The 26,415-nt window shown below is 35.1% G+C and carries 10 protein-coding genes; 1 reads left to right on the top strand and 9 read right to left on the bottom strand.

The features are described from left to right. Positions 1–376 precede the first annotated feature (376 nt). The 9 genes from GWI58_RS12405 to GWI58_RS12445 are packed head-to-tail and all read right to left on the bottom strand — an operon-like array spanning position 377 to position 23,804. Positions 377–1,093, bottom strand: coding sequence for a 4'-phosphopantetheinyl transferase family protein (locus GWI58_RS12405; protein WP_202608555.1), 717 nt, complete (start codon positions 1,091–1,093; stop codon positions 377–379). Between the two features lie 23 nt (positions 1,094–1,116). Next, the gene (locus tag GWI58_RS12410) at positions 1,117–2,844 is read right to left on the bottom strand and encodes an ABC transporter ATP-binding protein (RefSeq protein ID WP_161748263.1); all 1,728 of its coding nucleotides are present in this window, start codon (positions 2,842–2,844) and stop codon (positions 1,117–1,119) included. Positions 2,845–2,854: 10 nt separating this feature from the next. Beyond that, positions 2,855–4,603 (bottom strand): ABC transporter ATP-binding protein, encoded by a 1,749-nt coding sequence (locus tag GWI58_RS12415; protein ID WP_161748262.1) that lies wholly within the window; start codon positions 4,601–4,603, stop codon positions 2,855–2,857. 18 nt (positions 4,604–4,621) lie between these two features. After that, positions 4,622–5,395 (bottom strand): thioesterase II family protein, encoded by a 774-nt coding sequence (locus GWI58_RS12420; RefSeq protein WP_004252339.1) that lies wholly within the window; start codon positions 5,393–5,395, stop codon positions 4,622–4,624. After that, on the bottom strand, positions 5,395–6,483 hold the full coding sequence (locus tag GWI58_RS12425; protein WP_000801189.1) for a Gfo/Idh/MocA family oxidoreductase: 1,089 nt from the start codon (positions 6,481–6,483) through the stop codon (positions 5,395–5,397). The genes GWI58_RS12420 and GWI58_RS12425 overlap by 1 nt, the downstream gene beginning before the upstream one ends. Next, positions 6,483–15,698 carry a type I polyketide synthase gene (locus tag GWI58_RS12430; protein ID WP_161769220.1) on the bottom strand — a complete coding sequence of 3,072 codons (9,216 nt, stop codon included), beginning with the start codon at positions 15,696–15,698 and terminating at the stop codon, positions 6,483–6,485. Before GWI58_RS12430 ends, GWI58_RS12425 begins: the two co-directional genes overlap by 1 nt. A 12-nt stretch (positions 15,699–15,710) precedes the next feature. Beyond that, positions 15,711–21,836 (bottom strand): non-ribosomal peptide synthetase, encoded by a 6,126-nt coding sequence (locus GWI58_RS12435; RefSeq protein ID WP_202608556.1) that lies wholly within the window; start codon positions 21,834–21,836, stop codon positions 15,711–15,713. Positions 21,837–21,856: 20 nt separating this feature from the next. Then, positions 21,857–22,597, bottom strand: coding sequence for a methyltransferase domain-containing protein (locus GWI58_RS12440; RefSeq protein WP_232799412.1), 741 nt, complete (start codon positions 22,595–22,597; stop codon positions 21,857–21,859). A gap of 28 nt (positions 22,598–22,625) precedes the next feature. Continuing rightward, positions 22,626–23,804, bottom strand: coding sequence for an MFS transporter (locus tag GWI58_RS12445; protein WP_237611700.1), 1,179 nt, complete (start codon positions 23,802–23,804; stop codon positions 22,626–22,628). 322 nt (positions 23,805–24,126) lie between these two features. On the opposite strand from GWI58_RS12445, the gene GWI58_RS12450 reads away from it, so the two are divergent. Further along, the gene (locus tag GWI58_RS12450) at positions 24,127–26,142 is read left to right on the top strand and encodes a TonB-dependent receptor (RefSeq protein ID WP_237611701.1); all 2,016 of its coding nucleotides are present in this window, start codon (positions 24,127–24,129) and stop codon (positions 26,140–26,142) included. The last annotated feature ends 273 nt before the right edge of the window (positions 26,143–26,415 follow it).

The raw sequence follows: 26,415 nt of genomic DNA on the forward strand, positions 1-26,415 counted from the left end.
ACTATAAGGGAGGGGGGGAGGTGAAAAGTTTAGAGGTTTTCAATTTGATTACCCAACTCCTTCATTTATGTGCACAACCGCGAAATGAAAAGTTTTTTCTGTGTAATTTTAATAGTTGAAAGCAAAAAATAAGTTAACTATTATTTTAATGTTTTTCGACAGGCAATATAGCCGTTAAATAATACTTATAATTCAGTTGGAAAATGTTTGTACGGTTAAAAATGAACGATATATGGTATATACCATAATATCTATAATTATCTCAATGATAATTAAAAAGAATATTCATGAAAAATAATTTGCTTATCAAGGTAAAAGAAGATGTAGTATTAGTTTGGTTCTCTGAAGTCTATGATGTATAGAATACTAATAAACTCTATAACCAATGTATGAGTTGAAAATCTTCTTGATTGTTTTGTGTTACAGTGGATATTTGATAGATGTTAAATATTTTTCTTGTCATGAATGACAATTTTTCTGTTGCATTTTTTTCTATGAATTCAATAGAGGTAGCTCTGTTCCTCCTTAAATAAAAATCAATTTCTTTAATATAGTTATTTGATAATCCACATCCAATGGATTTAACATAGGCTTCTTTTAATGTCCACATTTTATAAAAAATATATTTTTTTTGGGTTTCATTAAAGTAAGATAAATATTGTTTATCTTTTTCTGAAAAACAATACTCGATAATATTATTTAGCTCTCTATTATGGCAACAATATTCAATATCTACGCCAATTAGTGATGTGTTTGAAATAGCAATAGCAACACAATCATGTGAATGTGATAAATTAAATTGAATTTTTTTTGTTATATCATTATTTTCAATAAAAGGTTTCCCATATTGATTTCTCAATAGCTTAATATCTGCTGGTGGAATATCTAAATAGAATGATAAAATATCACGTAGCATAACTCTTGAAAGCAAAAATAGATGTCGCTGTTTTATCAAGTGGTAGCTAAACAACGATGATATTTCTTCGTTATTTAAGATATGCATTCTGGATTTGGCTTTATTCCAGCATAACATATTTGCTAGATTGCCAATCCAGATATGTACCTCATTACGTTTAAACAAATTCTTGTCCATGATATTTAATCATAAAAGAAGAGCTAGCAGAGTTGTGTTTGTTGCGTCCATAAATGTGCATATAAGCCATTTTTTGCAAGTAACTCAGCATGTTTTCCTTGTTCTACTATTTTTCCATTTTCCATTACAATAATGTTATCGGCATTTTTAATGCTATTTAATCGATGAGCAATCATAATGATTGTCTTATCTTTTGATAACAATGATAAAGCTTGTTGAATTAATACTTCTGATGAACAATCGATACTCGATGTTGCTTCGTCGATCAGTAAAATTGGCGCATTTTTTAATAAAGTTCTAGCAAGAGAAAGACGTTGACGTTCTCCACCTGAGAGTAACATACCACCGTAACCAATAGGAGTATCATAATTTTGTGGTTTTTGCATAATAAACTCATGTGCATTAGCTAATTTAGCTGCAGTTATTATTTCACCATCGTGAGCATCTGTTTTTCCCATTAAAATATTATCTTTAATTGTTCCTGAAAATAAAACGACATCTTGATAAACAGAAGATACATATGAACAGAGTTTATCGGAATTTATTTGGTTAATATTAATATCATCTAGCAATATTTCACCTTGGTTAACATCCCATAGACGAGAAATAAGCTGTAGTAAAGTGCTTTTCCCTGAGCCACTAGGGCCAACAATAGCCGTAAAGCTTTTTTCAGGAAAACAGCAAGATATATTATCTAATGTTAATTGACTATTATAAGGATAAACAAAACTTACATTGTTAAAATAGATATCTGTTCTTATTGGTAATTGAGTATATATAGGCTCAGAAAGTGGAACAACTTTCATTACTTCTTCTATGCGTTGTAATGATTTTTGTGCATAATTTAACAACATACTGGATAATCCTAAATCAAAGAATTGTCGATAAATGGGGAGTGCTAATACAAGGAAAAAAACGAATTGAGAAGGAGAAAGTGAGCCACTAATTAAACGGCTTGTTCCTATTATCATTAATAAAATAAAACCTGATTCAAGAATAAAACCATAAAGTGCAATCCAAGGGGCAGGCTTGGAATCGAGAACTATTTGGGTTTTATTTTGTGTTTCTAAGGCTACTTTTAGTTTTTTCCATGCAGGACCAAGTCGCCCAAAACTACGAATAACCATAATTCCTTGGATATAATCGAGTAATTCGGATTGTACATTGGCATTAGCATCAGCTGCCTGTTGTGCAGCTTTTAACATTATTTTATGGCTTATGGATAATGCGAACAGAGCGATTGGAATAGAAAATAATATAATTAAAGTGAGTTGCCAATCTACCCATACTAAGAATAGTGAGAGAAAAACAGGCATTGCTAAGGTACTGATAAACATTCCTAAGAAATGTGACCAGATATTTTCAATGATCTCTAAATCAGCAGTAAGCCGTGATGCAAGATCACCGCTGCGTTGAGAAGAAAACCAGCCAATCGGGATTTTTCGTAAATGATCGGCTATTCTTAGACGGGCTTGCCCCATCATTTTATAAGCACCAATAAAAATCATTGGCATACTATAAGTACCAATGACAATACGTAGAACAATAGATAAGAGTATTGATAAGAAGTAATAAAATAACTGAGTTAGTGTGATTTTATTGGCAAAAAGATCAATTAATAAAAAATAGAGTAGAATATACGGAATAGTAGCCAAAAGACCTTCAACTACGGCAAGGCATAGACCCACCATTAAATCTTTATCTTTTTTATTAGAAAGCAAATAACCTGATTTAATTAATTCTTTAATCATTATTATTCTCCTAGATTAATTGCCAATGAATAGTGTGACTATAATCATTCCATAATTTTTGATAGGTTGGGCATTGGTTTAATAAATGGGTGTGTGTACCTGTATCAATAATCTTTCCATTATCAAGCACAATAATTTTATCTGCGTTAATAATAGTATGTAGGTTATGAGTGATCATAATAACAGTCCGATTCTGGCATAGACTCTTTAATGCGCGATAGATCAAAATTTCATTTTCAGCATCAACATTGGCAGTAATTTCATCGAGAAGTAGGATTGGAGAGTTTTTTAGTAGTGCTCTTGCAATTGATAATCGCTGTTTCTCTCCACCTGAAAGTTTATTTCCTTGTTCACCAATTAATGTATTATACCCTGCTGGGAGTTTCTCAATAACATGATGAATATTGGCTACTTTAGTTGCTTTGATAATATCCTCAAATAAGGCATTAGGATTTGCTATGAGTAAATTTTCTAAAATAGTTCCATGAAATAGATATACATCTTGAAAAACAACACTTATTTGAGAAAGTAAATCAATTTCTGGCCAGTAGTTGATATCATATTGACCTATTTTTATTTGGCCAGAAGTACAATCATAAAAACGGGGAATTAGTTTTAATAATGAGGATTTTCCTGCGCCACTGTGGCCTACAATTGCAGTTGTTGTACCCGCTTGGGCATTAAAACTAATTTTCTCTAATATCGGTTTATCACCATGATCCAAACAGACATCTTTAAAAGTAATATCGCTATTTTTAGGGAGAGTAAAATGTTTATCATGTTGTTTATGCTCTGAAAGTTCAAGGATCATACTGATATGTTTTAAGGTTTGTTTTCGTTGAGCTTGTTCTCCTAGCACAAATGTTAGTCGTAATAACGGCGCAAGTACGAGGGGGGATGTCATTAAAAATAAAATATAAGTAGATAAATCAATATGTTGATTTAAATACATCCACCCACCTACTGGTGCTATAATAACGAGATTCGCTGTTAATATCCCACTAAATACCATCCAAGAGCCTGTACTAGCTTTGACATTATTTTTTATCCATTTAACAGAGGAATTGATAGATTGAGATAATTTACCAAAAGTATGGGAGGTTAAGTTAAACGCTTTTATTTCTCGTATTCCTTTAATATATTCTCCTATTTCATTAGCAATTTTTTTCTGAATATTCATCCACTCATTGGTTTGTTTATTGGCTCGACGCAACATGAGAAGTTGAGCCATAAAAGCAATGGGTAATGGGGTTAGAGATAATAAGGCAAGAGGCCAATTTACATAAAAAAGTAATATAATAGCGATAAAGGGAGTCACTATGGCTGAGACGAGATCAGGTAGCATATGTGCGAAAAAACCTTCTAAGCTTTTTATATCATCATTGATAATACGTCGCAGATTTCCACTGCCATATTGAGCAAAAAATGATAATGGTACTTTACTGATTTTTTTAGCTATTGCTAGTTGTAATTGATGCTGAATATAAAAAGCCCCCCGATGTGTGGCAATATGACTTATTGCCATTAATCCCCAACGTAAAATTAAAATAATCACAGTGATATAAACTAGATTATTTATTTGTTGAATATTAGGTGATGGTGAAAAACAAATCTGGCTGATTTTATAGATGATCCATAATGGTGCTAAACTTAGCATTGTTGAGATTATTGCCATAATAATGCCACTAATCAGAGGGAGTGGGGCTAATTTTATTAAAATACGAAAGTTAAGTGGCAAAGTATCTATTGTTTTATTCATATATATTACCTAATCAATTTAATCATTGATAAATTGGTGATAAAAATCAATAATAAAACGACAAAAAGTATTTGGGCGTGTAATTGGATAAAAGTGATCTCCAGCGATGCAATTAATAGTGCAATGCTTATCTATCCAATCTTGCCATGCTTCAACTTCGTTTTTATCAGCTTCACTATCATGACTACCATACATTAATAAAACAGGGGTATGAAAAAGCCGTTTAGTGCTTTTTTGAAAAAAATAACGCTCGGTAGCAAGGAAATCAGCACGTAATAATGGCATAAACTGTTTTAACAACTGTGGCTGCTTGATTAATTCAGCATCACATCCACCAATGGCAATTAATTGTTGAATAAAGTCATCATCATTTAAATCACTCAGTAATCTCCTTGCTTGAATATGAGGAGCTTGGCAGCCTGATAATATTAGTCCAGATAATTCCCAGCCATTTTTTTCTAATTGAATAGCAGTTTCAAAGGCAACTTGGGCCCCCATACTGTGACCGCAAAGTAATAATGAATTATGCCGTGGTGGATAAAATTTCTTTATTATTGTTATTAATTCATTGGCTAATAATCCAATATCATTAAAGGCTGGTTCTTTAAATCTGCAACCATGGCCAGAGTAATTAACTAATTGACAATTTAACCCTGAAATATCGGTAGATCTCCACGAGTTAAATGCACTATTACTGGCACCAGCAAATGGGCAAACCAATAGGTTCGCATTGTCTTTATTTACATTTTGCTCATTTAAAGGAGTAATATATTCGGGAGATTGTTTTATCATTATTTTCTCCGTCCACTACTTTTGGTGAAGTTCATTCGCTTAAATGGCGCAATTGTGCCATCAATGGCTTTACCTGCTGTTTGCAATGTTTTTATCCATAATTGAGATAAAGCTAATTGGTAATGGGGTTGTAAAATCATTGGTTTTTTATCATTAGGTAATTGCCAGCATTTATCTATCTCTGCCAGTAAGTAATTAATAGCTTCTGGTGCTTCACATTCCATCACATCCTGCCAACTATTTGGTGGAGTATGAAATGAATGAAACAGTGGTTCATCAAGCTCCATCGTGGCAGGAGATTGATACATGGCTTTTTTACTATCTTGGTGATGATGAATATAAAGCGCATTATTCCATTCTACTGGCCCATAACTTCCAGCGAGAGTTAAATAACCAGCTGGCCAGCCTAATATCATATGATGCATCACGAGGCTATGCTGATCAGGATCGTTAGATGACAAATGTTTTTGTAGGCATAAAAGCAAATCACCAGTAGGGTTGGATAGTCGTAGAAATTGTAGCGGGGTATTATCTTTTTCTAATGTGACTGTAATATCATTAGGGTGTAATTTCATTGCTTGGCAATATATATCTAAGGCGGAATAAATTAATTGCCTGCTTGTGATAATTTGTCCCCACACTGGTCGTTGTTGTATTTGCTGATATATCTTCTGTGTGTTTTCTATCCATAAACGTCCTGCTTTATTATGTGGATAGAGGCTGTTAACGATATAGTGGCAATGCATTTTTTCTGCTAATGATTGTAGTCTGGTAATTTCATCAGGATGTACAGGATGTTCCTGTACAACCGAGATCCCCCGTTGTAAAAATGCTTGCGCAAGTTGGCTACCTTCGCCACCAACAATGGCTGATCGCACAACAATACAAGCTAGATCTATTTTTTCAGGTAGTTGATCAAATCGAGTAAAAAGTGGAATACCGAATGCTTTAGATAATTCTCGAGAACGAGTGCTACCTTTGGAAAAAAGGCCAATAAGATGCCATTTGTCTTGAGGTTGTATAAATGCATTGAGATAAACCTCTCCAAATTTACTGCCTACAATCACCACTTTTTTTGCCGGTTTCATTAATTACCTCCTTCGGATGGATATCCGTTATTAGAAAGTTTTTGTTGCACCCACTGATCAATGATTTCGGCCAGATGTGTGCTGGTAGCGCGATCTTGCAGTATTGACCAGTGCTCCCCTGAAAAATAGTGATGTTGGGTATGTGGCGGTAATCGTTGGTACCACTCTTTTTCAGGTGATGTCCATTCTGTTGGGTGGTTGGTGGCTTCTAGCCATAAACAGGCGATATCATCAGATAATGGTAGGTCACTTTCAGGTAGGAATGACATAAGTCTTTTAGTGCATGCAAGCTGCTTATTTTCATCTGATGAACTATCTGAGTCATCATGACAAAATTTAATAAAATCATGTCGATAGACGGGATCTATTAATACTAATAATACGGAGTGATTTTGTTGCGAGAGTTGTTCTGCAAGGTAACTGGCAATAAAAGCACCATATGACCAACCAATAAGAATATAAGGGCCAGTCTGCTGTGCTGTTTTTATGCTAGATAAATGTAATGATAACAATGTATCCAAATCAGTTAGTTTTGAAGCATCTGTAACTGTTAATCCCCACACTGTATTATTTAACGACTCAGCAAGAGGTAGGTAAACACCGGGATCACCATCAGAAGCATGTACCATAAAGTAGTGGTAAGGTTTTGGAGCAGATACAGCGCTTAGAGGTATCAAAGAGGAGTACTCTCGTTGAGATTGCTTTTCCTGCTCTAAATGAGCACAAAAATCGGCTAAGCATGGATAGGTAAAAATCTGTTGTAATGTTGCTGGATATCCCCGTTGATGTAATTGGCTGATCATTTTGGTTGCAATCAAACTATCTCCTCCAGAACGGAAGAAATCATTTGTACTATTGACCTCACGACCTAATAACTCAGACCATAATGCAATAATTTCATTAATCATATTGGTTGGTACATCAGGTATTGCAACAGGTTGTATCTGTTCATTTAGCTCTTGAGCGGATGATGTTGCTATGCCATTAAGGGTTGCTTCAATATTTTCACATTGGAACAACTCAAAAGAGTCGATATTCTGATCAAGAGAATGAGATAAATAATCACGTAATTTACCTAAATAAGGTTTTCCTCCACGAGTGGGAGAGGCTAAAAAGAGTGTTTGTCGCAAAGATGAGGAATCTGTTTGGGGCCATTGACCAATAGTTTCAAAACCAGTATTGATTAAAATATCATGCCAACTTTCACTATCAAGCATCGCTTTATTCGTCAATATACGCTTATCTTGATATGCACTTAATCCCTCAATAAAGCCAACAGTCGCCATTTGCATAGCACTTTGACACTCGGTTGCTTCGATAAATAATAAATAGCCTTGAGGTTTTAACAGGCTTCTAATCCGTTTTAGTGCGTGGCCGATATGTGATGCATCATGTAATACATTAGATGCAATGATCAGATCATAGCCATTATCTGGATGATGAGAAAATTGTATTGGTGCATTAATATCAAAGAGTTGATAGCGCATTTCTCCTACAGCAGTGAATTTTTTTCGCGCTTTATCAAGGAAGTAATGTGATATATCAGTAAAGGTGTATGAGTAATTCGTATTCTCAAGTACTGCGACTATACCTTGAGTGGTAGCTCCTGTACCTGCTCCTATTTCTAAAATATTGAGTGAAGATGTTGCACCAACCATTGCACTAACAATATCTTTTGCACATTGATTTAAATAATTTAGTGCAGGGTGTTTGGCGTATAGTGCTGTGGTAATTTCATCTGAATTAAAAAGTAGTGAAAGAGGAGAAACCTTACCACTAAAGAGTAATTCATGTTGGGTTAGTGATTGTTCAAGGTAATCCCAAAGTACATATTCCCAATCATTAACAGGTTGTTGAAATACTGGGGCAGATAAACATAAGTTAATAAACTGTGTTGTGGCATAAAACTGATCACCCTCTTTGGTTAATAAGTGATGCAGGCATAATAAATCTAGCCACTGACTAAGTAGCCTCTCATACTGAGGCTTTGCTTTTAAACGAGCCACTATTTCAGCTAGGGTGATTGGTGTGTTTAGCTCGGTAAAAAGAGCATTTCGATACAGTGTGTGACATATGCCATACCGTGCTCGTTCCTCAAATCGTTGCCAACTCTTTTCAATAATGTCACTGAGTGAAGCTGATGGCGAAAGTAAATTAGGTAACCAATTGGGCTGTTTAATAACGGATAGTGGAATATCAGAAGAGGCTTCAAACAGTAATTGTAGAGGAGGCTCTACTTTCGTATCGTCTTTTACCATTACCATAGCATGAGCACGTTTGATTTGCGGATGATTTTCCAATGTTTGCTCGAGTTGTTGATAGCGTGATTGGAGGTGATTATCTATTGCTAAATGTTGATATGAAGGAAGTTGCGCAATAATCTTATCAACTGATTGATTATTATCTTCATCTTGGCATAATTGAGTGATCAAGCTTTGATAATCAGAGAACATCATTGTTAATAAACCGTCAGCAAAGATGTCATCCATGCAGAACCAATTTAATGTTAGCCCCTCTTTTCCTTCCATTACTTGGTGATCTAACCAAACTTGAGGTGTTTGCGCGAAGCTATATACGGGTTGGCCGAAAAGCTGATTTAATGCTTCATCAATATTGTCACCATCTAGTGTCATACCTAACATGCTAGTAAATACAATAGGTAACAGAGATTGGCTACTATCCCCTTTATAGCGTCCCCATTCACGTAAAATCTCTACACCATTTACTTGGGACTTACTTAAATGTTGCCAAAGTCTGCGCTGTATTTTTGCCATTGACTCATTTAATGTACAGTCGTTATCTAGATAAATATCTATAGGGAGTACAGAGGTAAAATCACCAATAAGTTGTGTAACATCTGGGTGCCATGGTTGACGATTAAAGAAAGTTAAGTTTAGTGTAAAGGCTGGGTATTTTGTCCAGCGACCTAAAACTAAAGCAAAAAGTGTTAAAAGCCCTGCTGATGGTGTAATACCATGCTTTTTCCACCTCTGTTTTAATTTGTCCCATTGCGCTATAGAAACATGATGTTGGAAAGTCGTAAAGCGAGGTTGTTCAGTAATGGATGAATTCTTTATCGGTAAATATGGGGCAGAAGGTAAATCAGATAATAGATCCTGCCAGTAACACCATGCCATTTTCCACTCATCACTGTTACGATTTGTTTGATTTTTTAAGCAGTAGTCGCGGAAGGTAAATGTTTGTGGTATTAATTCTTGTCCTGAATAGGCGTTAAATAGATCATCAAACAGAATTTTAAAGCTCATGGTATCAAACTGCAGTAAATCTAGATTGATATGTAATCTGTAACAATCGTTATTTAGCCAAGAAATTTCAACTTCAAATAATGGCCATGACTCAGTCGGTAATACCCGATAAGAAAGGGCTTCCCTTATCTGTGTTAGGCTCTCTTGTTGCTCTTGTTGGGTTAAATTTGTTAGGTCATGTTGAATAAAATGAAAATAAGGAACTTCTTTTAAGATACGTTGTTGTCCATCATCATCTATGATCATTCTCAACATATCATGACGCTGAATAACTTTATTCCAAGCTTTTTCAAGTGAGGCTGGCTCCCATATCTGGCGTTGACAATCCCATTCAAAAATTGCATGGCAAGCAACGCCTCCGTAGTTAAAGAGGTTTTTACGTCCGATCCAATAGGCGTGTTGAATTGGTGTTAATGGAAATGGGGCATATCGTTCTGACTCCATTGTGTGGGAAATGTTGTCTTGATTATGGAGTGCTTCTGTCACAGTAAATTTCTCAGGTGCTGCGGTTCGAATAACTGAGGCTAAACCAGCAATAGTCATATCATCATAAGATTGTTCAGCGTCAATATTGACCGCAAACTGTTTCTTAATTTCCGCACTGAGATCGAGGAAAGAGAGAGAATCTAGTCCTAATTGGAATAGTTCAATGTGAGTATCAATATGTTCATCACCAAGACGCAACAGTTGTTTGATACATGCTGTTAGCCACTGTTCTAAGTTATCACCAACGCGATAATCAACCCTGTTAGGGCTTACCGGCTCTGTTTGAGCCGTTTGAGTTGGGGTTTCACAAAGCTGGTGAGTGTGATTAATTTCATGGTTATCATAATGATCATTATGATTAGCCTGATGAAATAAAGGCGTTTTTTGTGTCATTAAAGGTGGAGTCGCTAAGCGCATTGCAAGGCGACAAGAGGTATTATCTAGCAGACAAGCATCTAAATGTGCCAGTCCTTCCTCAGTAGTAAGCGTACTCATACCTTTGTGTTGTAATTTATCATGGAGTTGTTTTTCTGCCACAAAGCCAACACTTTGCCATGCCCCCCAAGCGATAGAAATGACGGTTAATCCCTTGATATTGCGACGTGCATATTCAGCTAATCCATCTAAATATCCACAAGCGAGGGAATGAGCTGCTTGTCCTTCAGAGCCTATAGTTGCAGCGGCAGAGGAGTATAAAATAAGGTAACTGGCATCTGTTTTTTCTAAAGCATCACAAAATTGCTTGGCAGATATCGCTTTAACAGAAAATACGTCAGACATACGCTTAGGGGTGAGTTGTGTCATAAGTGCATCATCCAAAATACCTGCACTGTGTATAAGCCCCTCAATGCCACCTTCATTTTCAAGCTGAGTGAGTGCTGCATGACATTGAGCGTTATCACGACAATCACATGTTAGCCATTTTATTTCTAGCTGGTTAGATTTCTGTAAGTTATTCATCCAATCTAATGCGCTGCTATCAGCTCGTGGTGCCAAAATAGCGATACGTTTAGCACCTTGCCTTACTAACCAACTTGCTGTAATTCGACCTAAGCCTCCAAAACCACCAGTAATAATATGCCAGCGCGGGGATACCATGATGTTCTGCGCTATAATCGTAGAAGATGAGGGCTGTGGGGTTAATTGTGGTAAGTAGCAGCAATGGTTACGAACAATAATTTCATTATTACCTTGTTCTATTTGTATAAAAGCAGGAACTAATTCAGACCATGAGGCATTTATACCTAAATCAACAATGGCAATTAACCTTGAGCTATATTCTTTTTGAATAGTTTTTAATAAACTTCGAATACTACGTTGTGCTGGATTAACCGTTTCTATGGCAGTTAATGCCCAGGCTTGTTGCGTGATAACAACAAACCCATCAGACGATGACAGTAATATTTGGCGGATCTGCTCGGCGATAATTAAAGGATCTGCAAGGTTGGCAACGATTAATTGATTTTCACCCTGTTCAGAAAGACATCCAATAGCGGATAAAATAGCTGTGATTTCAGAAGGCAATGTTTGTTGATGGTTAAATATTAATGTTGGCTTGATAAGATCTTGTTCCACACAAGGTGTTAATTGCCATTGGTAGTGTGAACTTTGTTGTATCTTGGTGTCACTAGGTAACTCTTGATCAAAGTGATCGTTTTCTGTCGAAACACTGGCGAGAATAATATGTTCACACATATCTTTGGTTTCTGGTAATGCATCAGGTAACCAGCGAATATGTTGAAATCCTGCTAAGCGACACTGTTGATGCCATAATTCTGGTGATAAAAATAGTTTTCCTTTACGGATCTTTTCATCATGGAGGGGTAACACCAGTGGGCCAAAAACAAAATCAAATAAGCGAGCTTGTTTGGTTATTTCGCGCATAAGCAAATGACCATTGGAACGCAGTAAAGTACGAAGAGCAGTTAATGTATCTCCAATATGTTGAGTGGCATGAATAACATTAGCAGCAATAATAATGTCATAATAATCAGATTGAAAACCTTGTATTTCAGGGGATTGTTGTAAATTGAACTCTCGATAGTTAACAAATGAATATTGACTAAATTTTTGTGCGGCACGTCGGGTGAAGATAGGTGAAATATCGGTAAATTCGTATTCAACATGTTGTATGGTTGATAAAATAGGTAGCAGCCAAGAGGTGGTTCCTCCCGTGCCACCACCGACTTCAATAATTCGCAAAGGCTTAGCCACAGTGGGCTGGTAGTGAGAAAGTAATCCTTTAAGTACCGCGGCAGCAATTTGGTTAAAATAACGACCAAAACTAAAATCTTGATAGAGAACTTCAACACCTTGAGATGCACCTTCAGGAAAGATCACTGAAACAGGTTCAATCACGCCTGTCATCATATCGTAGAGTTGCTCTCCTGCTCGCTTGACGGTGTCAGGAATAGATTGAAGACCTTCGCTATCTAATTGTAATTGATGGAATAATAATGGTAATTTATCACTAGAAATAGATTTTATTTTTTTATAGTAGTTGTGCTGATTTATCTGTTGGTAAATATAATATCCATCCTCAACACAGGCCTCTAATAAACGTACTAATAATTGATAATAGCGAGGTAAAATGCGTCCTGCTCGCATAATATCGATTACAGACATGGGGGTATTCAACTCATGGCCTAAACACGAGCATATCATTTTATCGACGTAATAATTATGTAAAGTGGTAAGTGTTGAATTAAATGAGTTTAAACGAGGAAGATCGAGTGTTGTAAGCGCTTTTAATGCCGTTTCACGACCTTGGCTAATAGGTAAATCAAATGCGCTTTTTTGTGGTTGATATTTTTCACTATCCTTTTTTTCATACCAATAATATTGTTTTTCAAAGGGATAGAGAGGTAATGGTATATAACTTCCTTGAGTTTTAAACAGTGACTGCCATGGTAAATCATAGCCTGCAATAAATAGGGTTGTTGCAGCCTGTTGTTTCATCTGAATTTCATCAACTCCCATTCTGGCAGTTGGTATCCAACTAATCTCAGTAATGCCTTCACGTTCACCAAGATCACTTAATACAGAAGTTGGTCCTAATTCCATAGCATGGGTGACACCATGATTGACTAACGTTTGTATTGCATCTTGATACATAACTGTATTGCGTAGTTGCTGAGCCCAATATGATGGATGTTGAAGTTCTTTTTGAGAAATTAATTGCCCTGTATAGCCTGAGACTAAGGCTATTTTTCCTTGTGAGGCTGATAATGACTCAGTAAATTCCATCAATTGATCAAGAATATTATCAATATAAGAGGTATGAGCAGCACACACGTTATTCATTTCTCTAAATCGAATATTCTTTGCTTTCAATATTTGAGTAAATTTTTGCATATCATCGGGTTGCCCCGCGAATGATAAGTTGTTATGGCCATTAATTGCAGCTAATTCAACATGACATCGTTTAGCAATGATTTGAATATCTTGATATTTTGCAAATACAGCAATCATTTCACCATTAACATGACTTTCCATTAATTGTCCACTATATACAGCAAGTGGCATCATTTGTTCGATTGTATAGAAACCAGCGATAACGGCTGCGGCATATTCTCCGCAAGAATGACCTACAATTATTTCAGGTAAAATACCGATTGCTCGCCAATGTGCTGCCATTGCAATTTCATAGGCGACAATAGCCGCTTGAATATAACTGGCATTAACGAGTTTATCGCTATGTAGGCCAAACATGACTTCTTTTAACGAAAATGTTAAGTGTTGCAGGCATGCTTGCTCACAACGATCGATAGTTTCGGCAAATGTTGTTGAATGTTGGTACATCACTTTACCCATAGCAGGATATTGTGATCCCATACCAGAAAATAGCCACGCTATTTTCTTATTTATTGATGTATGACCATATTGTATTAAAGAATCTGCACTTCCTTGAGAGAAAGCTAACAGTGAAATATCACTTTCACTTGTTAAGGGGATAGATAAGCGCCATGGTAAGTTGAGTTGTCTTTGCTGTAATGCATTATGAGCCAGAATGTTTGCTGGGGTAATTTTTATTAATGGTGCATAATCACCAGCAAGTTGTTTTAGACTCTCTTTTGTGGCGGCACTAAGCAATAATGAGTATTCAAAATTATTGTCTACCTCTGGTTCAGGTTTAATTGATACTAATGAGTCAGGCAATGATTGCACAATGATATGACAGTTTGTTCCACCAATACCAAATGAAGAAACACCAGCAGTTCGTATTCTGCTAGACCAAACTTTAGGGCTTTTAGGAATGTAGAACGGGCTTTTTTCTATTTGTAATTGAGGATTTGGGTGATTAAAATGCATAGATGGAGGAATAAGTGCTTTATTTACCGCTAATATCGTTTTAATTAGGCCAGTGATACCTGCTGCTGTATCCAGATGTCCGATATTGCCTTTAACTGAGCCAATAGCGCATTTAGAAGCAGTAAGAGAGCGATCAGAGAAAACCTGACATAATGCACTAAACTCAATTGGATCACCTAATGGTGTAGCTGTGGCGTGTGCTTCAATAAGTTCAATATCTTCATTTTTAATGTCGGCCAGTTGTATTGCTTCTCTAATAACTGAAACTTGGCCTGCTACGGAGGGCGCTGTGAATCCCGCTTTTTGATGACCATCATTATTAATGGCACTACCACGTAATACAGCAATAATTGTGTTTCCATCCACTAAGGCATCTTCAAGACGACGTAACACTACAATACCAAACCCATTACCAGCAAAAGTACCGTTTGCCTCTGCATCAAAAGGACGACAAATACCATCTGGTGAGAAGATCATGCCTTTCTGATATAGATAACCACCGGTTTGTGGAAATGTGATACCAATTCCACCAGCAATAGCCATACTGCATTCACCAGAGCGTAAACTTTCACAAGCCATATGTACGGCAACTAAGGAGCTAGAACAAGCGGTTTGTATAGTTAATGCTGGACCAGTTAAATTTAATTTATATGCAATACGTGTTGCGAGATAGTCTTTATCATTCCCTAATAATTTTTGCATGCCACGGACATGGCCAATATTGTGCAATGCTAAATCTTGCTGAGCAGGATAGCTGCTTATTCTTGCTGAAGCAAAAACGCCTGTTTTGATGGTTATATTGCAAGGGGCATATCCAGCATGCTCTAAAGCATGCCAAGCACCTTGTAAAAAAACTCTTTGCTGGGGATCGATAAGTTCAGCTTCTGAGCGTGAATAATTAAATAGAGTAGCGTCAAAATATTCCGCTTCATCTAACGGCGCGCCACGATTAACAAAATCAGGTGAACGATAAGTTTGTTCAGCAACACCAGCGGCTTTTAGTTCTTCTTCAGAAAAAAGACGAGAGCTATCGTGTTTATTAATTATATTATGCCAAAATTGATCAATATTTTGTGCATCAGGAAAGCGACCAGAAAGACCAATAACAGCAATAGGTTCACTATTACCATAGAAAGTTTCAAAATTCAGCATGATTAATATCCTTTATCTACTATGAGTTCGTAGTTGTAACCGTTTCTTTCTCTTGTTTTTGTGTTTGTCTCGGTCGGAATATTGCTCACATGTTGGTGAAGTGTTTTGCCAAAGCAATTGCGCTAATGTACTTAGATTTGGACTAGCGAACAGATCAGTAATTGTAATATGGCTATAGCCATTTTTTTGTAGTGCTGCATGAAGTTGAACCAATTGTAAAGAGCTGGTACCTGCTTCGAAAAAATTTGTTTCAGGTGCTAATGATATTCCAATAACTTGCTTAACAAGTTGTTGTAGTTGTTGTAGTTGTTGTAGTTGTTGTAGTTGTTGTATTGTCTGACCTGTTTTTTTTGTGTCAGTAGATTGTTTATAATGTGTGTTTTGATTATTTTTGGCATTGAAAACTGGGGTGATGATGAGATTATTGCGTCTTGGTATAAGTTTATTTAATGGCAATTGCCAAGATTCTGGTTCAGTAGCCAGTTTAGTGAGTATATGTTCATATTGCTGGAACATGGAAAAAATGGTTGGGTAGTCAAATAATTGCTCGACAAAATCCCAGTTTAAATATAATTCACCATCTGACTCATATACTTGATGATCTAGCCATGTTTGTGGTGTTTGTGATATTCCCCAAACAGGTTTTAGCCATGAATGATGAGAAAGAAAACCTTCATCATGTTTATAGCCCAATGCACAGGTAAAAACGACAGGCATCTCTATATGAGACATCTGTCGTTGAATTGCCATTTCACGCATTACTTTAATGGCTGAAACACTACGATGCTGCATATCTTTATGTAAACGTTTTTGCATCATTGAGATACTGTTTGACCAAAGATCGCAGGTATACCAATCGAGTAATTGTAATGAGGTAAAATCACCAAGTACTTCATTTATTTGAGGATGTACAGGATGCCGATTAAATAATGTCAAATTAATTGTTAACTCAGGGCTTTTACTCCATGCGGATAATGTGGCGCAATAAGCAGCAATCAAAAGTGCTGCTGGCGTAACATTATTTTGTTGAGCAACTTGTTGTAGTGCTTGCCAAACAGAAGTAGATAATGATGTTTGTAAACGCGAGAAGCGAGGTTGCACAATCTGTGCTGGATCTTTTATTAGTGGCAATTGTGGGGCTGGTGGTAATTGTGGTAAACGCGTTAACCAATATTCCCAATCATTTTGTGTGTTAATCTGATAGGCATCACAATCAATATAATCTCGAAAAGTAATATCTAGAGGGATAAATTGATGATTTGGCTCCATATATAGCGTTTTTAGTTCACTGAAAAATATCTGCATACTCATTCCATCAAGGAATAAGTTATCAAGGCTAATAAAAATATGATCTGGTTGTTCTTTGGTCTTGATAACTTGAATAGCAAATAAGGGCCAATTTTCTGGATCATAAACAGTGTTAGCAAGTTGAGCTCGTAATACTAGAAAAGCGTCACTTTTTTCTGTAGGAATATAATGCGTTTTAACGGAATAATAAGGAACTTTTTTAAGTACTTGTTGTTGTCCATTAATAATGACACCACGTAACATATCATGACGAGAAATCAACTGATTAATTGTACGTTCTAATTTAGGTACATCTAAATTTTCCGCTATAAAATGGACAAAAAAATGTGTACCAACACCCCCAAGTGTAAAATTATTTTGCCGTCCAACTAAGTAAGCTTGCTGAATATCAGTGAGTGGAAATGGATTGTATCTATACGCCTCGTTATGTGAAATTGCTGGCTGTTTTTCGAAAACTTCGCTCTGCTTTATATTTTGTGCAAAATCAGAAAGGATCGGATAAGCAAAGATATGCTCCAGTTCAACTTGGTAGCCAATATGGTTTAAATCAGAGATCAATCGAATAGCAACTAGGCTATCTCCCCCTTCACGAAAGAAGTGACTGTGACGGTGTATCTTGTTGGTGCCAAGGAGCTTTTGCCATATTGTTATGATGCTCTGTTCTTTACCATTGATAGGTTTTTGATTTAGGTATTCTTCTTGGTATTCCTGACAATACAATTTTAATGATTGGTTATCTATTTTGCCATTTGCGGTTAAGGGGAACTCAGTTAGAAAATAAATATGTTTTGGGATCATATAGTCTGGTAAAAATTGGCGCAAATCATGCTCTAGCTTATTTTTATCTGGTAAATAAATTTTTTCTGGTGCTTGGTATAACTGTGTCAATATTTCGCCGTTAACTCCTTCACTTTTATAAGTCGCAGTAGAAGCGCTAAAGATATCTTTGCATTTTTTTGCTGTTAATAATTTATCAGCAGGATCACTACCATTTTGTTGTAATAAAGAGATGCTTATCAGTGATTGTGCAGGGGCATGTAGCACTTCTTGTATAAAAATCATTCCACTCGGAGCACAGAGTGAAACGAATTTTTGTATCTCTTTTTGTGGGTTGTCTAATCGATGAAGATAATTGTTCATCCAAATGATATCTGCACTATATCGATTTTTATGAAGAAATACTTCTGTAAGAGGCTCAGCATAGCTATTTTGATAATCTGATAAATTTTGGTTAGCTTGCGTTACCATTGAAAGAGACTCATCAGTTAGCAGTAGGGTAACCATATTATTGGGTAATCGTTGCAGAATATAATTTGCTGAAATACCGCTTCTAGCACCTAATTGAATGATTTTTATTGGCCTTTTTAGTGAATGATGAAGTTCTCTGATTTTTTGTAGTAAATTTTCTAAGGAGTAGTGCATTCCATCAATACGCATAGTGACTTGTTCTGGTGACCAATAGGGATCATCAAATAGTGTTAGAGCTGATTTTTTACCTTTGAGTATGTCTGTTAAATTGTTTTTGTGGCGCTGCAAATTTTCTATTAGCGTTCGCTGAGTACTATTAGTTGGGGGGGAATTGAGTGTAGTTTGTGGATATTGTGCTATTAAATTTAGCCAATTAGCCATTAATGACTGATAGCTAGCGATAATGCCATGTTCATCTGCTGATTTTTTTTCTGACAAGAGGTTGTCGAAATCAATATTTTGTTCAGTAAGATAATCATATAAAAATCCAGCTATGATTGCCGCTTCTTGGGATTGTTGTTGTATATTTATTGGGGTTGAGCGCAGATAGTAGAGGGGAGAAATGGTGCTATTTGAACTAATAATATTCTGGTAATTACCCGAATTTAGTATCACAAAAGAGTGTAATGCTTTTTCTTTATTACCATTACCAAGACATAGTGTAATCGCATTTTGCACACCCTGAAGCTTATTGAATGCGGCATCAATTTCCCCTGGTTCTATACGGTATCCGCCAATCTTAACTTGCCGGTCACGTCTTCCTAAAAATTCAAGTATACCGCCAGGGAGATATCTTCCCATATCACCTGTTTTATACCAATTTTCACCATTTTGTTTTACAAACTGTTGTGCTGTTTTTTCGGGATCGTTTAGATAGCCTAACGCAACGCCTGCACCACCAATCCAAAGTTCTCCTGATACCCAATCAGGGCAATCTTCTCCTTTAGCATTAACAATACGATAACGTTGGTTGGATAAAGGATATCCATAAGGTATTGAGCTCCAAGATGGGTCTAATGTTGTGACATTAAAATAGTTAGACCAAATAGAGGCTTCTGTGGCACCTCCCATGGCGACTATTTGTCCATTTGGGCAGAAAGTATAGTAACGTGTAGGGAGATCAAGCCCAATCCAATCTCCAGAGAGATAGATTAATAGCAGCGATTGTGGAATGGATGACTCTATTCCTTCTACATATGTTAGTAACATATCAAACAGTGCAGGTACACTGTTCCAAAGTGTTATTTTATGTTGGTTAATAAGTCGTAACCATGCATCAGGATTGCGGCGCTCATCTTCTTTAACTAATACAAGAGTTCCTCCGGCATTTAAAACGCCGAAAATATCATAAACAGACAGATCAAAATGTAGTGCTGATATGGCAAGTACCCGATCTTTGTCTGAAATATTATATCGCTGATTGAGATCAAGGCAGGTATTCATTGCACTGGCATGGGATACAACAACACCTTTAGGCTCTCCAGTAGAACCAGAAGTATAAATAACATAAGCTGCTTGATGAGGAGATATATCTATATTGTGTGGTGGTTTATTCTCGGAGGGTTGAACTTTTTGCCAAACAATCCTGTTACAAAATGTAGCATAGCTTAAATAGGATGGATCGCTATCAGATACGATTAGTAATGAAAGCTGAGCATTTTTAGCAATACGGTTTATACGTTCTTCTGGTTGTAGTACATCAATCGGAACATAAGTTCCACCCATTAATAAAATAGCCAGAACGCTAATAATTTGCCCTACTCCTTTTGGCATACATACACCAATTCTTTCTTTTGGTTTATAACCTTGTTGTATTATTTTCTCACTGAGTATTATTGCTTTAGATAATAACTTTTTGTAGCTCCATTCTTGAGAGTCGATATCGATGACAGCAATTCTTGATGAATTTGAATAATTATGGAAAATAGACTTATGTAGTGTATGAAATAATAGTGAATTATCTTGTTTGATAACTGATATTCTACTTTTTAATTGTTTTTTAGGGATGAAATTAGGTTGAGGTTCAATCCAAGCATTAGGATCGTTGGCAAGTTGGCGTATACGAGAAATATAAACATCAAATATTGTTGATATAACATCATTTTGGAATAAGTCATTGTTATAATCCCACTGTAAAACAATATTTCCACCTTTGTTAATTGCCATGTGATCAAGCCAAACTTGAGGTGTTTGTGATATTCCCCATCCTATAGAACCTAATACAGATTCTATATTTTTATCAATAAGTGGTTGATTAATATGGCTAGTAAAGACAACAGGGCACCCATAAGGATGGGTGCCATTTTTACGAAGGTCTCTAATGATATCAATACCAGAATAATCAGAATGTTGCCAGGCTTCAATAAATGTATTTTGATTGTCTTTAGATAATGAAATTAATGATCGACTGTCTGTTTTCATTTCTAAAAGAATGACATTAGTAAAATCAGCTATAATATTATTAACTGCAGGGGCTAATGGCTTTCTATCAAATAACGTAAAGTTGAGTAATAAGCTATTTTGACCAGTCCATCTTGCAAGTACAGAGGAGAAACAGGTTGCTAATGCAATGGAGGGTGTAATATTATTTTCTTTAGCAAACTTACTAAAGTTTTTCCATTCTTTTGAGCTAAATGTCCAACTAAGACGTTTGATTTTTATTTTATTTATTTTTTCTGGGTCATTATATAATGGCAGAAGAGGAGAGTCTGGTAGGTTTGGGATTTTATTTTTCCAATATTGATATGCTGATTCTTTGTTTTCATACTGTTTTTTATCTTGTAAATAATGGTAAAAGTCATAGTGCTCATCTAATTGAGGTAATATTTCTCCGCTCAATAATAAACAAAGTTCAGTAAAGAGTAATGAATAACTTGTACCATCCGCAATCAACATATCAATATTAGTACATAAACGATATCTGTTGTTAGGTAGCGATATCATGTGAAAATCAATTAACTGACCGCTTTCAACATTTAGTACCTGATGGCTTAATTCTTCCCGTAATTGTAAAAGTTTTTTCTCATATTCATCCTTTGGTAATTGACTAAAGTTATGATAAGTAACATATTTCCTATTTGGGTTAGGAGACCAAAGTTGTGTACCCTGTTGGTTAAATACTATATTCAACATGGGATGACGTTTTGATAATAATACTAATGCTTTCTCTAGACTTTCTGGAGTAAATTTAGGGGTGCCATCAAATTCTTGATAAATTTGGCAAGCAACACCACCAAGAGTTTGTTTATTCAAACGACCAACAAAATAGGCATGTTGTATAGGGGTAAGTGAAAACTCACCGACATTTTTTATTGTTTTATGTGGATATATATTATCTTTTTTTTCTTTTTTATTTATATCTGATTTTTTTAATATTTTATACCATCCTTTTATTGTTGGGTTTAAATACAAATCTTTTAATGTTATAGCGTAACCATTTTTTTTTAAAATATATAAACATTGCATAAACCCAATTGAATCAAGACCTAATTTAATCAGGTTGTCTTCATCTGAAAATTTATTTTTGTCAATATTTATTTGCTTAGAACATAGTTCTTTTATATTGTCAATATCACTTAACATTTTCACACCTTAATGATGAGTTATTTATGGCGGAGAATTATCATTGGTACAGTACTTGAGTTAATGTTTTCATGGACCAATCCTTCTCTTGATGCCTCCTTAATTACTTGTTCAATTCCAAAAGTATACCAATCTCTTTCAATATTAAAACTTCGTATGACTTTATCATCTTCTATGATTTTAAAATTCATATTCCAACGAATAGTTTCTTCATTTATAGGTTTGCCACTTAAATAAATTTCATAGATATGCCTACCTATTTTTTTACTATTAAGTTGTATCTTAGAAATGTTACAAGGCGTATTAAACGGCATTGTATCTACTAAAATAGCCCCTTTTTCTTCTAGCCCATTTGCAAGTTTATTCCATAATAACCTCCTATCATTCTGATCAAAATATCCTATACAGCCACATATAATAGCGGCAGAAAATGATTTTGGTAAAATGGCATTTTGAAATGTATCAGCAATCACAGTTACTTGGTGTTGTATTTTAGGTAACATCATAAGTCTTGTCATTAAGCCAATACGCATAGATGCTGAAGGTTCAATAGCCAGAATATGTATATTTGGAAATGTTTGCGCTAGTATAGCTAATTCTTGGCCTGTTCCTGCACCTATGTTTAGCCAATTACCTCTATTTATTCCCATTAAATATAATGACTCTATAAATGTATTTTCACGTGTTTTCCAATGTTGCTCACTTAATATATCGTACATTTCAGCAGACTGAGTGTAAAAATCTTCGTGATTATCCATCATAAAATTACCTTATTAAATTTTCTAATAATTATGAGTATTGCTCAAAGTTATTTGATGAGAAAATAAATTTAAGATGTTTTTTTATTAATCTAATGGCAATAAATACAGCGATAAAAGTGTAAAAAGAAGATACTGCAAAAACAAATGAATAAGACCAGTATTCTGCTATCCAAGTACCTAATAGAGTAGCAAAAATTGCTATAAGAGCATTTGTGCACTGAAAAATAGTAAAATCAATGCCAGCTTGTTTCAATGAAGATAATCCCATTAAGCCGGTATAAAAAGCAACCAACCCTGCAGAAAAAAGAATATATTTAAATACCATTAGAAGAAAAATAACTTCATGTGGAATATCCTTAATTCCAATAGTTATAGATATTAAGGCAAAAATTAAGCCTTGAGAACCATAGGTAATGAAAATAGATTTCCATACGCCAAATATTTTTATTAATATACCACCTATGAGTGTTCCAAATAGACTTGCAAAAAAAGTAAAACTACCCATTAATAGTGCGATTTTACTTAAAGTAATATTCATATCGACCAACATAGGGCCCGTAATCATATCTGTAATTCTATTGCCTCCTTCTAATAGAATGACTAATAGAATACCTATTTTTACTTCTTTTCGATTAAAGGCATATGATAATTTGGGGATATGATAAGTTTCAGAAATAGAGACTCTATTTGATTCTCTAAAGAGAAGCATAGGTAGCGTCAATAACAAGATAACTAGAGCGGATAAAATAAATGCAACATTTAAATTAATGTAGCTAACTATTAATAAAAAACCACTCGTACCTAATAATGCTCCTATTTCTCCTCCACCTACTTGAGCAATATTCCCCCATCCTCTATTACTTGTTGCGATTTGCTCTACTGCCATACCATCACACGCAATATCAATAGTTGAAGTTAAGAATGCACATAGGAAAAACATACCAAAAACCCAAAGATTGTTCAGTTTACTTATATTTTCACTAGGATTTATTAAAATCACTAAGAAAATTAAAAGAGCAATTAATAATTGTCCCGTTAGGATTAATATCCGTGAACGACGAATTTTTTTCCCAAAAGGTAATCTCAAACGTTCAATAAATGGAGACCATAAAAACTTCAATGCCCAAGGAAGCATAAAAAGCGAAGTCAATCCAATTAGAGAAAGAGAGAATCCTTCATTTCTTAACAGGGTTGGTACAGATTGCATGATAATCATTGAAATGAATGTTTGGGTGATATAAACCCCCCCCTATAGCCATAATGACCTTTTTGTTGGCTACTAACTCATTACAAAGTGATTTATAAAAACAATTATTTTTAGATATCTGTTTTTTGTCACTAGTGCACACTCTATTAACCCACCTCTTGATATCAATATTTTTTGTTACTCGATCCATTTTTATGAGTATATATGAATTTTGTGCTCAAAATGTGATCACTTTCAAATAATAATAACAATGCGAATGATATTTATTAGCATTATTATTTTGCATGAAGTACTATTACACTTATTGGGGATTGGGGAAAGAATGAAAATTAATCATATGAAGAATAAAATAAATTTATTTAATACTATGTTTTTTGTAATAACAGCAACAGTAACAGTAAACTCTGAAGCTAATCCAGAAAAACATAATCATTCCGCTGATAATACAATTACTGTCACAGCAACTAAGCGTATTCAAAGTAGTTTTGAGGTGACTGGTAATGTGAATGTTCAAACAGAAGAACAATTAAATAAAGCATCAGTTAATCAAACTGATGATTTAAATGCAGTTTTTCCTGAATTGTTATCTGCAAACCGAAGTTCACGCATTTATAACAATATGACCCTTCGTGGGCAATCTTCGGCTGATTTTTTCTCTCCGAGTTTAGGGCTATTTGTTGATGGAGCTCCTCAACTTTCTCAATCATATGCACAATCGCTTCAAGGAGTAGAGCAAGTTGAACTGCTTAAAGGGCCACAAGGAGTTATTTATGGGCGTGGCACATTGGGGGGGATTATCAGTATTATTACAAAAAAACCGAGTAACCATTCTGAAGCATGGTTAGATGGTCAATATTTTGGTCGAGGAGGGAGAATTAATACAGGGGGTAGTTCTGGCTATATGGAAAATGGGTGGGCCCTTCAAGGAAATGTTAGCTTCGACAGAAATAATGGATCTTTGGATAATCCTGCATGGGATAAAAAAAATATAGATAGCCGAGATATAAAAACAGGATGGCTATCTGCTAGTTATATTTCCCCTGATACATTATTCGAGTCTAATTTTAAAATAGGTGGGGAAAATTACCATTCTCATGAAGAATATTTTGTTCCTTTCTCACCTCTTTCACGTTCAAACGTTGATACTGAATGGTTATATGAAACCCCCGATCTTAAACGTAAATTAAAGAATATCTCATGGAATACAGGTTATGACTTTAATGAAAATTGGAAATTAAAAACTATACTTTCTTATCAACATATGGATATAGATAGATTATTTATGGATGGAACATTGCAGGAGAATTCTCAGGATCTACTATATTCAGAAGTAAGAACCAATTATGAAGGAGATAGATTAAGCGGAATTGTTGGTATATCATTTCAAAAAATGGGATATAGACACGATAATTTATCTATTGGTCAAGTAGGTATGGGAGGAAAGAAATCTGATAATGATATTTACAATTATTCTGGATATTTTGATGGCGCTTATCGAATAAATGACTATTGGGAATTAGGGGCGGGAGCTCGCTTTTCTCATGAAAAAGCAAAAACTAGAATGGTCATTTTAGAAAAAGGAAAAGGTGAGTCTAAATATAATAATGCTGCAACTTTTAATGCTTTTATTCCACGAGCAAGTATCGCTTGGCTTCCAAATGAACAAAATCGGATATGGTTTGGCGTTGGGCGTGGTTTTAAACCCGGTGGATTTAATAAAGAAGGGACAGATAAATTAGCGCTGGCTTCTTATAAATCAGAAACTGCCACTGAAATGGAGTTAGGGTGGAAATGGCACAGTTTTAATAACAATCATCAGGCCGAAATTACTCTATACCAAATAGATAGTAAAGACGTTCAAGGATATGTGGGTGTCATAGGTTATCAAGCATTATCTAATATGGGAGATTCAAGAAGTCGAGGAATAGAGTACCTTTGGAAATCAAAGATTAACTCTAATCATAGTATTTCACTAGGGGGGATGTTCAATCAATCTGAATTTACTAGTGGAGAATATAAAAACAAAAGACCCGCTTATACTCCTCGTTATAGTTCATTAATAGCATGGGATGGTTCATATGGAGCTGAGCAAAAGTGGTCGTCTCGGATTGCAGTCAGGTTTAATGGACCATTTTATTTTAATGAGCAAAACGATCTAGAACAGCGTCACTATACTATTGTTGATGCATCTATATCATGGCATCCAACAAAACAATATGAATTAGGTGTTTATGCCAAGAATATTGGAGATGCTTTGTATAGAACTTATGCTTTTGGTAATAAAGCTCAACTAGGTGAACCAAGAGAAATAGGCGTTCAAGCTAAACTCCTTTTTTAACTAGCAATAAAAGATTATAATTATTATTTTATTTAATGGTGATCATTTAAGTGGTCACCAAATTTAATAGTAGTATAGAAATAAAATTTTTATTTTTAAAGGCTGTTCAATGATTAATATTTTTAGAAATAAATAAAATATTAGTGGAATATTCCCCTTATTAAATAATTGATATCTAATCTTCACTTTGGGTTCGTATTTAGATTGGCGCCGAAATAATATATTTTAGTTTGCGAACTTGGTTACTATTTTGTAGATTGTCACTCTGGTTGT

Origin of the sequence: Proteus sp. G2674, assembly GCF_009915195.1 — a bacterium.
GTDB classification, from domain to species: domain Bacteria; phylum Pseudomonadota; class Gammaproteobacteria; order Enterobacterales; family Enterobacteriaceae; genus Proteus; species Proteus mirabilis.

Coding starts and splice junctions, on each gene's coding strand:
- GWI58_RS12405 (WP_202608555.1), bottom strand. CDS start 1,093: ATGGACAAGAATTTGTTTAAACGTAATGAGGTACATATCTGGATTGGC.
- GWI58_RS12410 (WP_161748263.1), bottom strand. CDS start 2,844: ATGATTAAAGAATTAATTAAATCAGGTTATTTGCTTTCTAATAAAAAA.
- GWI58_RS12415 (WP_161748262.1), bottom strand. CDS start 4,603: ATGAATAAAACAATAGATACTTTGCCACTTAACTTTCGTATTTTAATA.
- GWI58_RS12420 (WP_004252339.1), bottom strand. CDS start 5,395: ATGATAAAACAATCTCCCGAATATATTACTCCTTTAAATGAGCAAAAT.
- GWI58_RS12425 (WP_000801189.1), bottom strand. CDS start 6,483: ATGAAACCGGCAAAAAAAGTGGTGATTGTAGGCAGTAAATTTGGAGAG.
- GWI58_RS12430 (WP_161769220.1), bottom strand. CDS start 15,698: ATGCTGAATTTTGAAACTTTCTATGGTAATAGTGAACCTATTGCTGTT.
- GWI58_RS12435 (WP_202608556.1), bottom strand. CDS start 21,836: ATGTTAAGTGATATTGACAATATAAAAGAACTATGTTCTAAGCAAATA.
- GWI58_RS12440 (WP_232799412.1), bottom strand. CDS start 22,597: ATGATGGATAATCACGAAGATTTTTACACTCAGTCTGCTGAAATGTAC.
- GWI58_RS12445 (WP_237611700.1), bottom strand. CDS start 23,804: ATGCAATCTGTACCAACCCTGTTAAGAAATGAAGGATTCTCTCTTTCT.
- GWI58_RS12450 (WP_237611701.1), top strand. CDS start 24,127: ATGAAAATTAATCATATGAAGAATAAAATAAATTTATTTAATACTATG.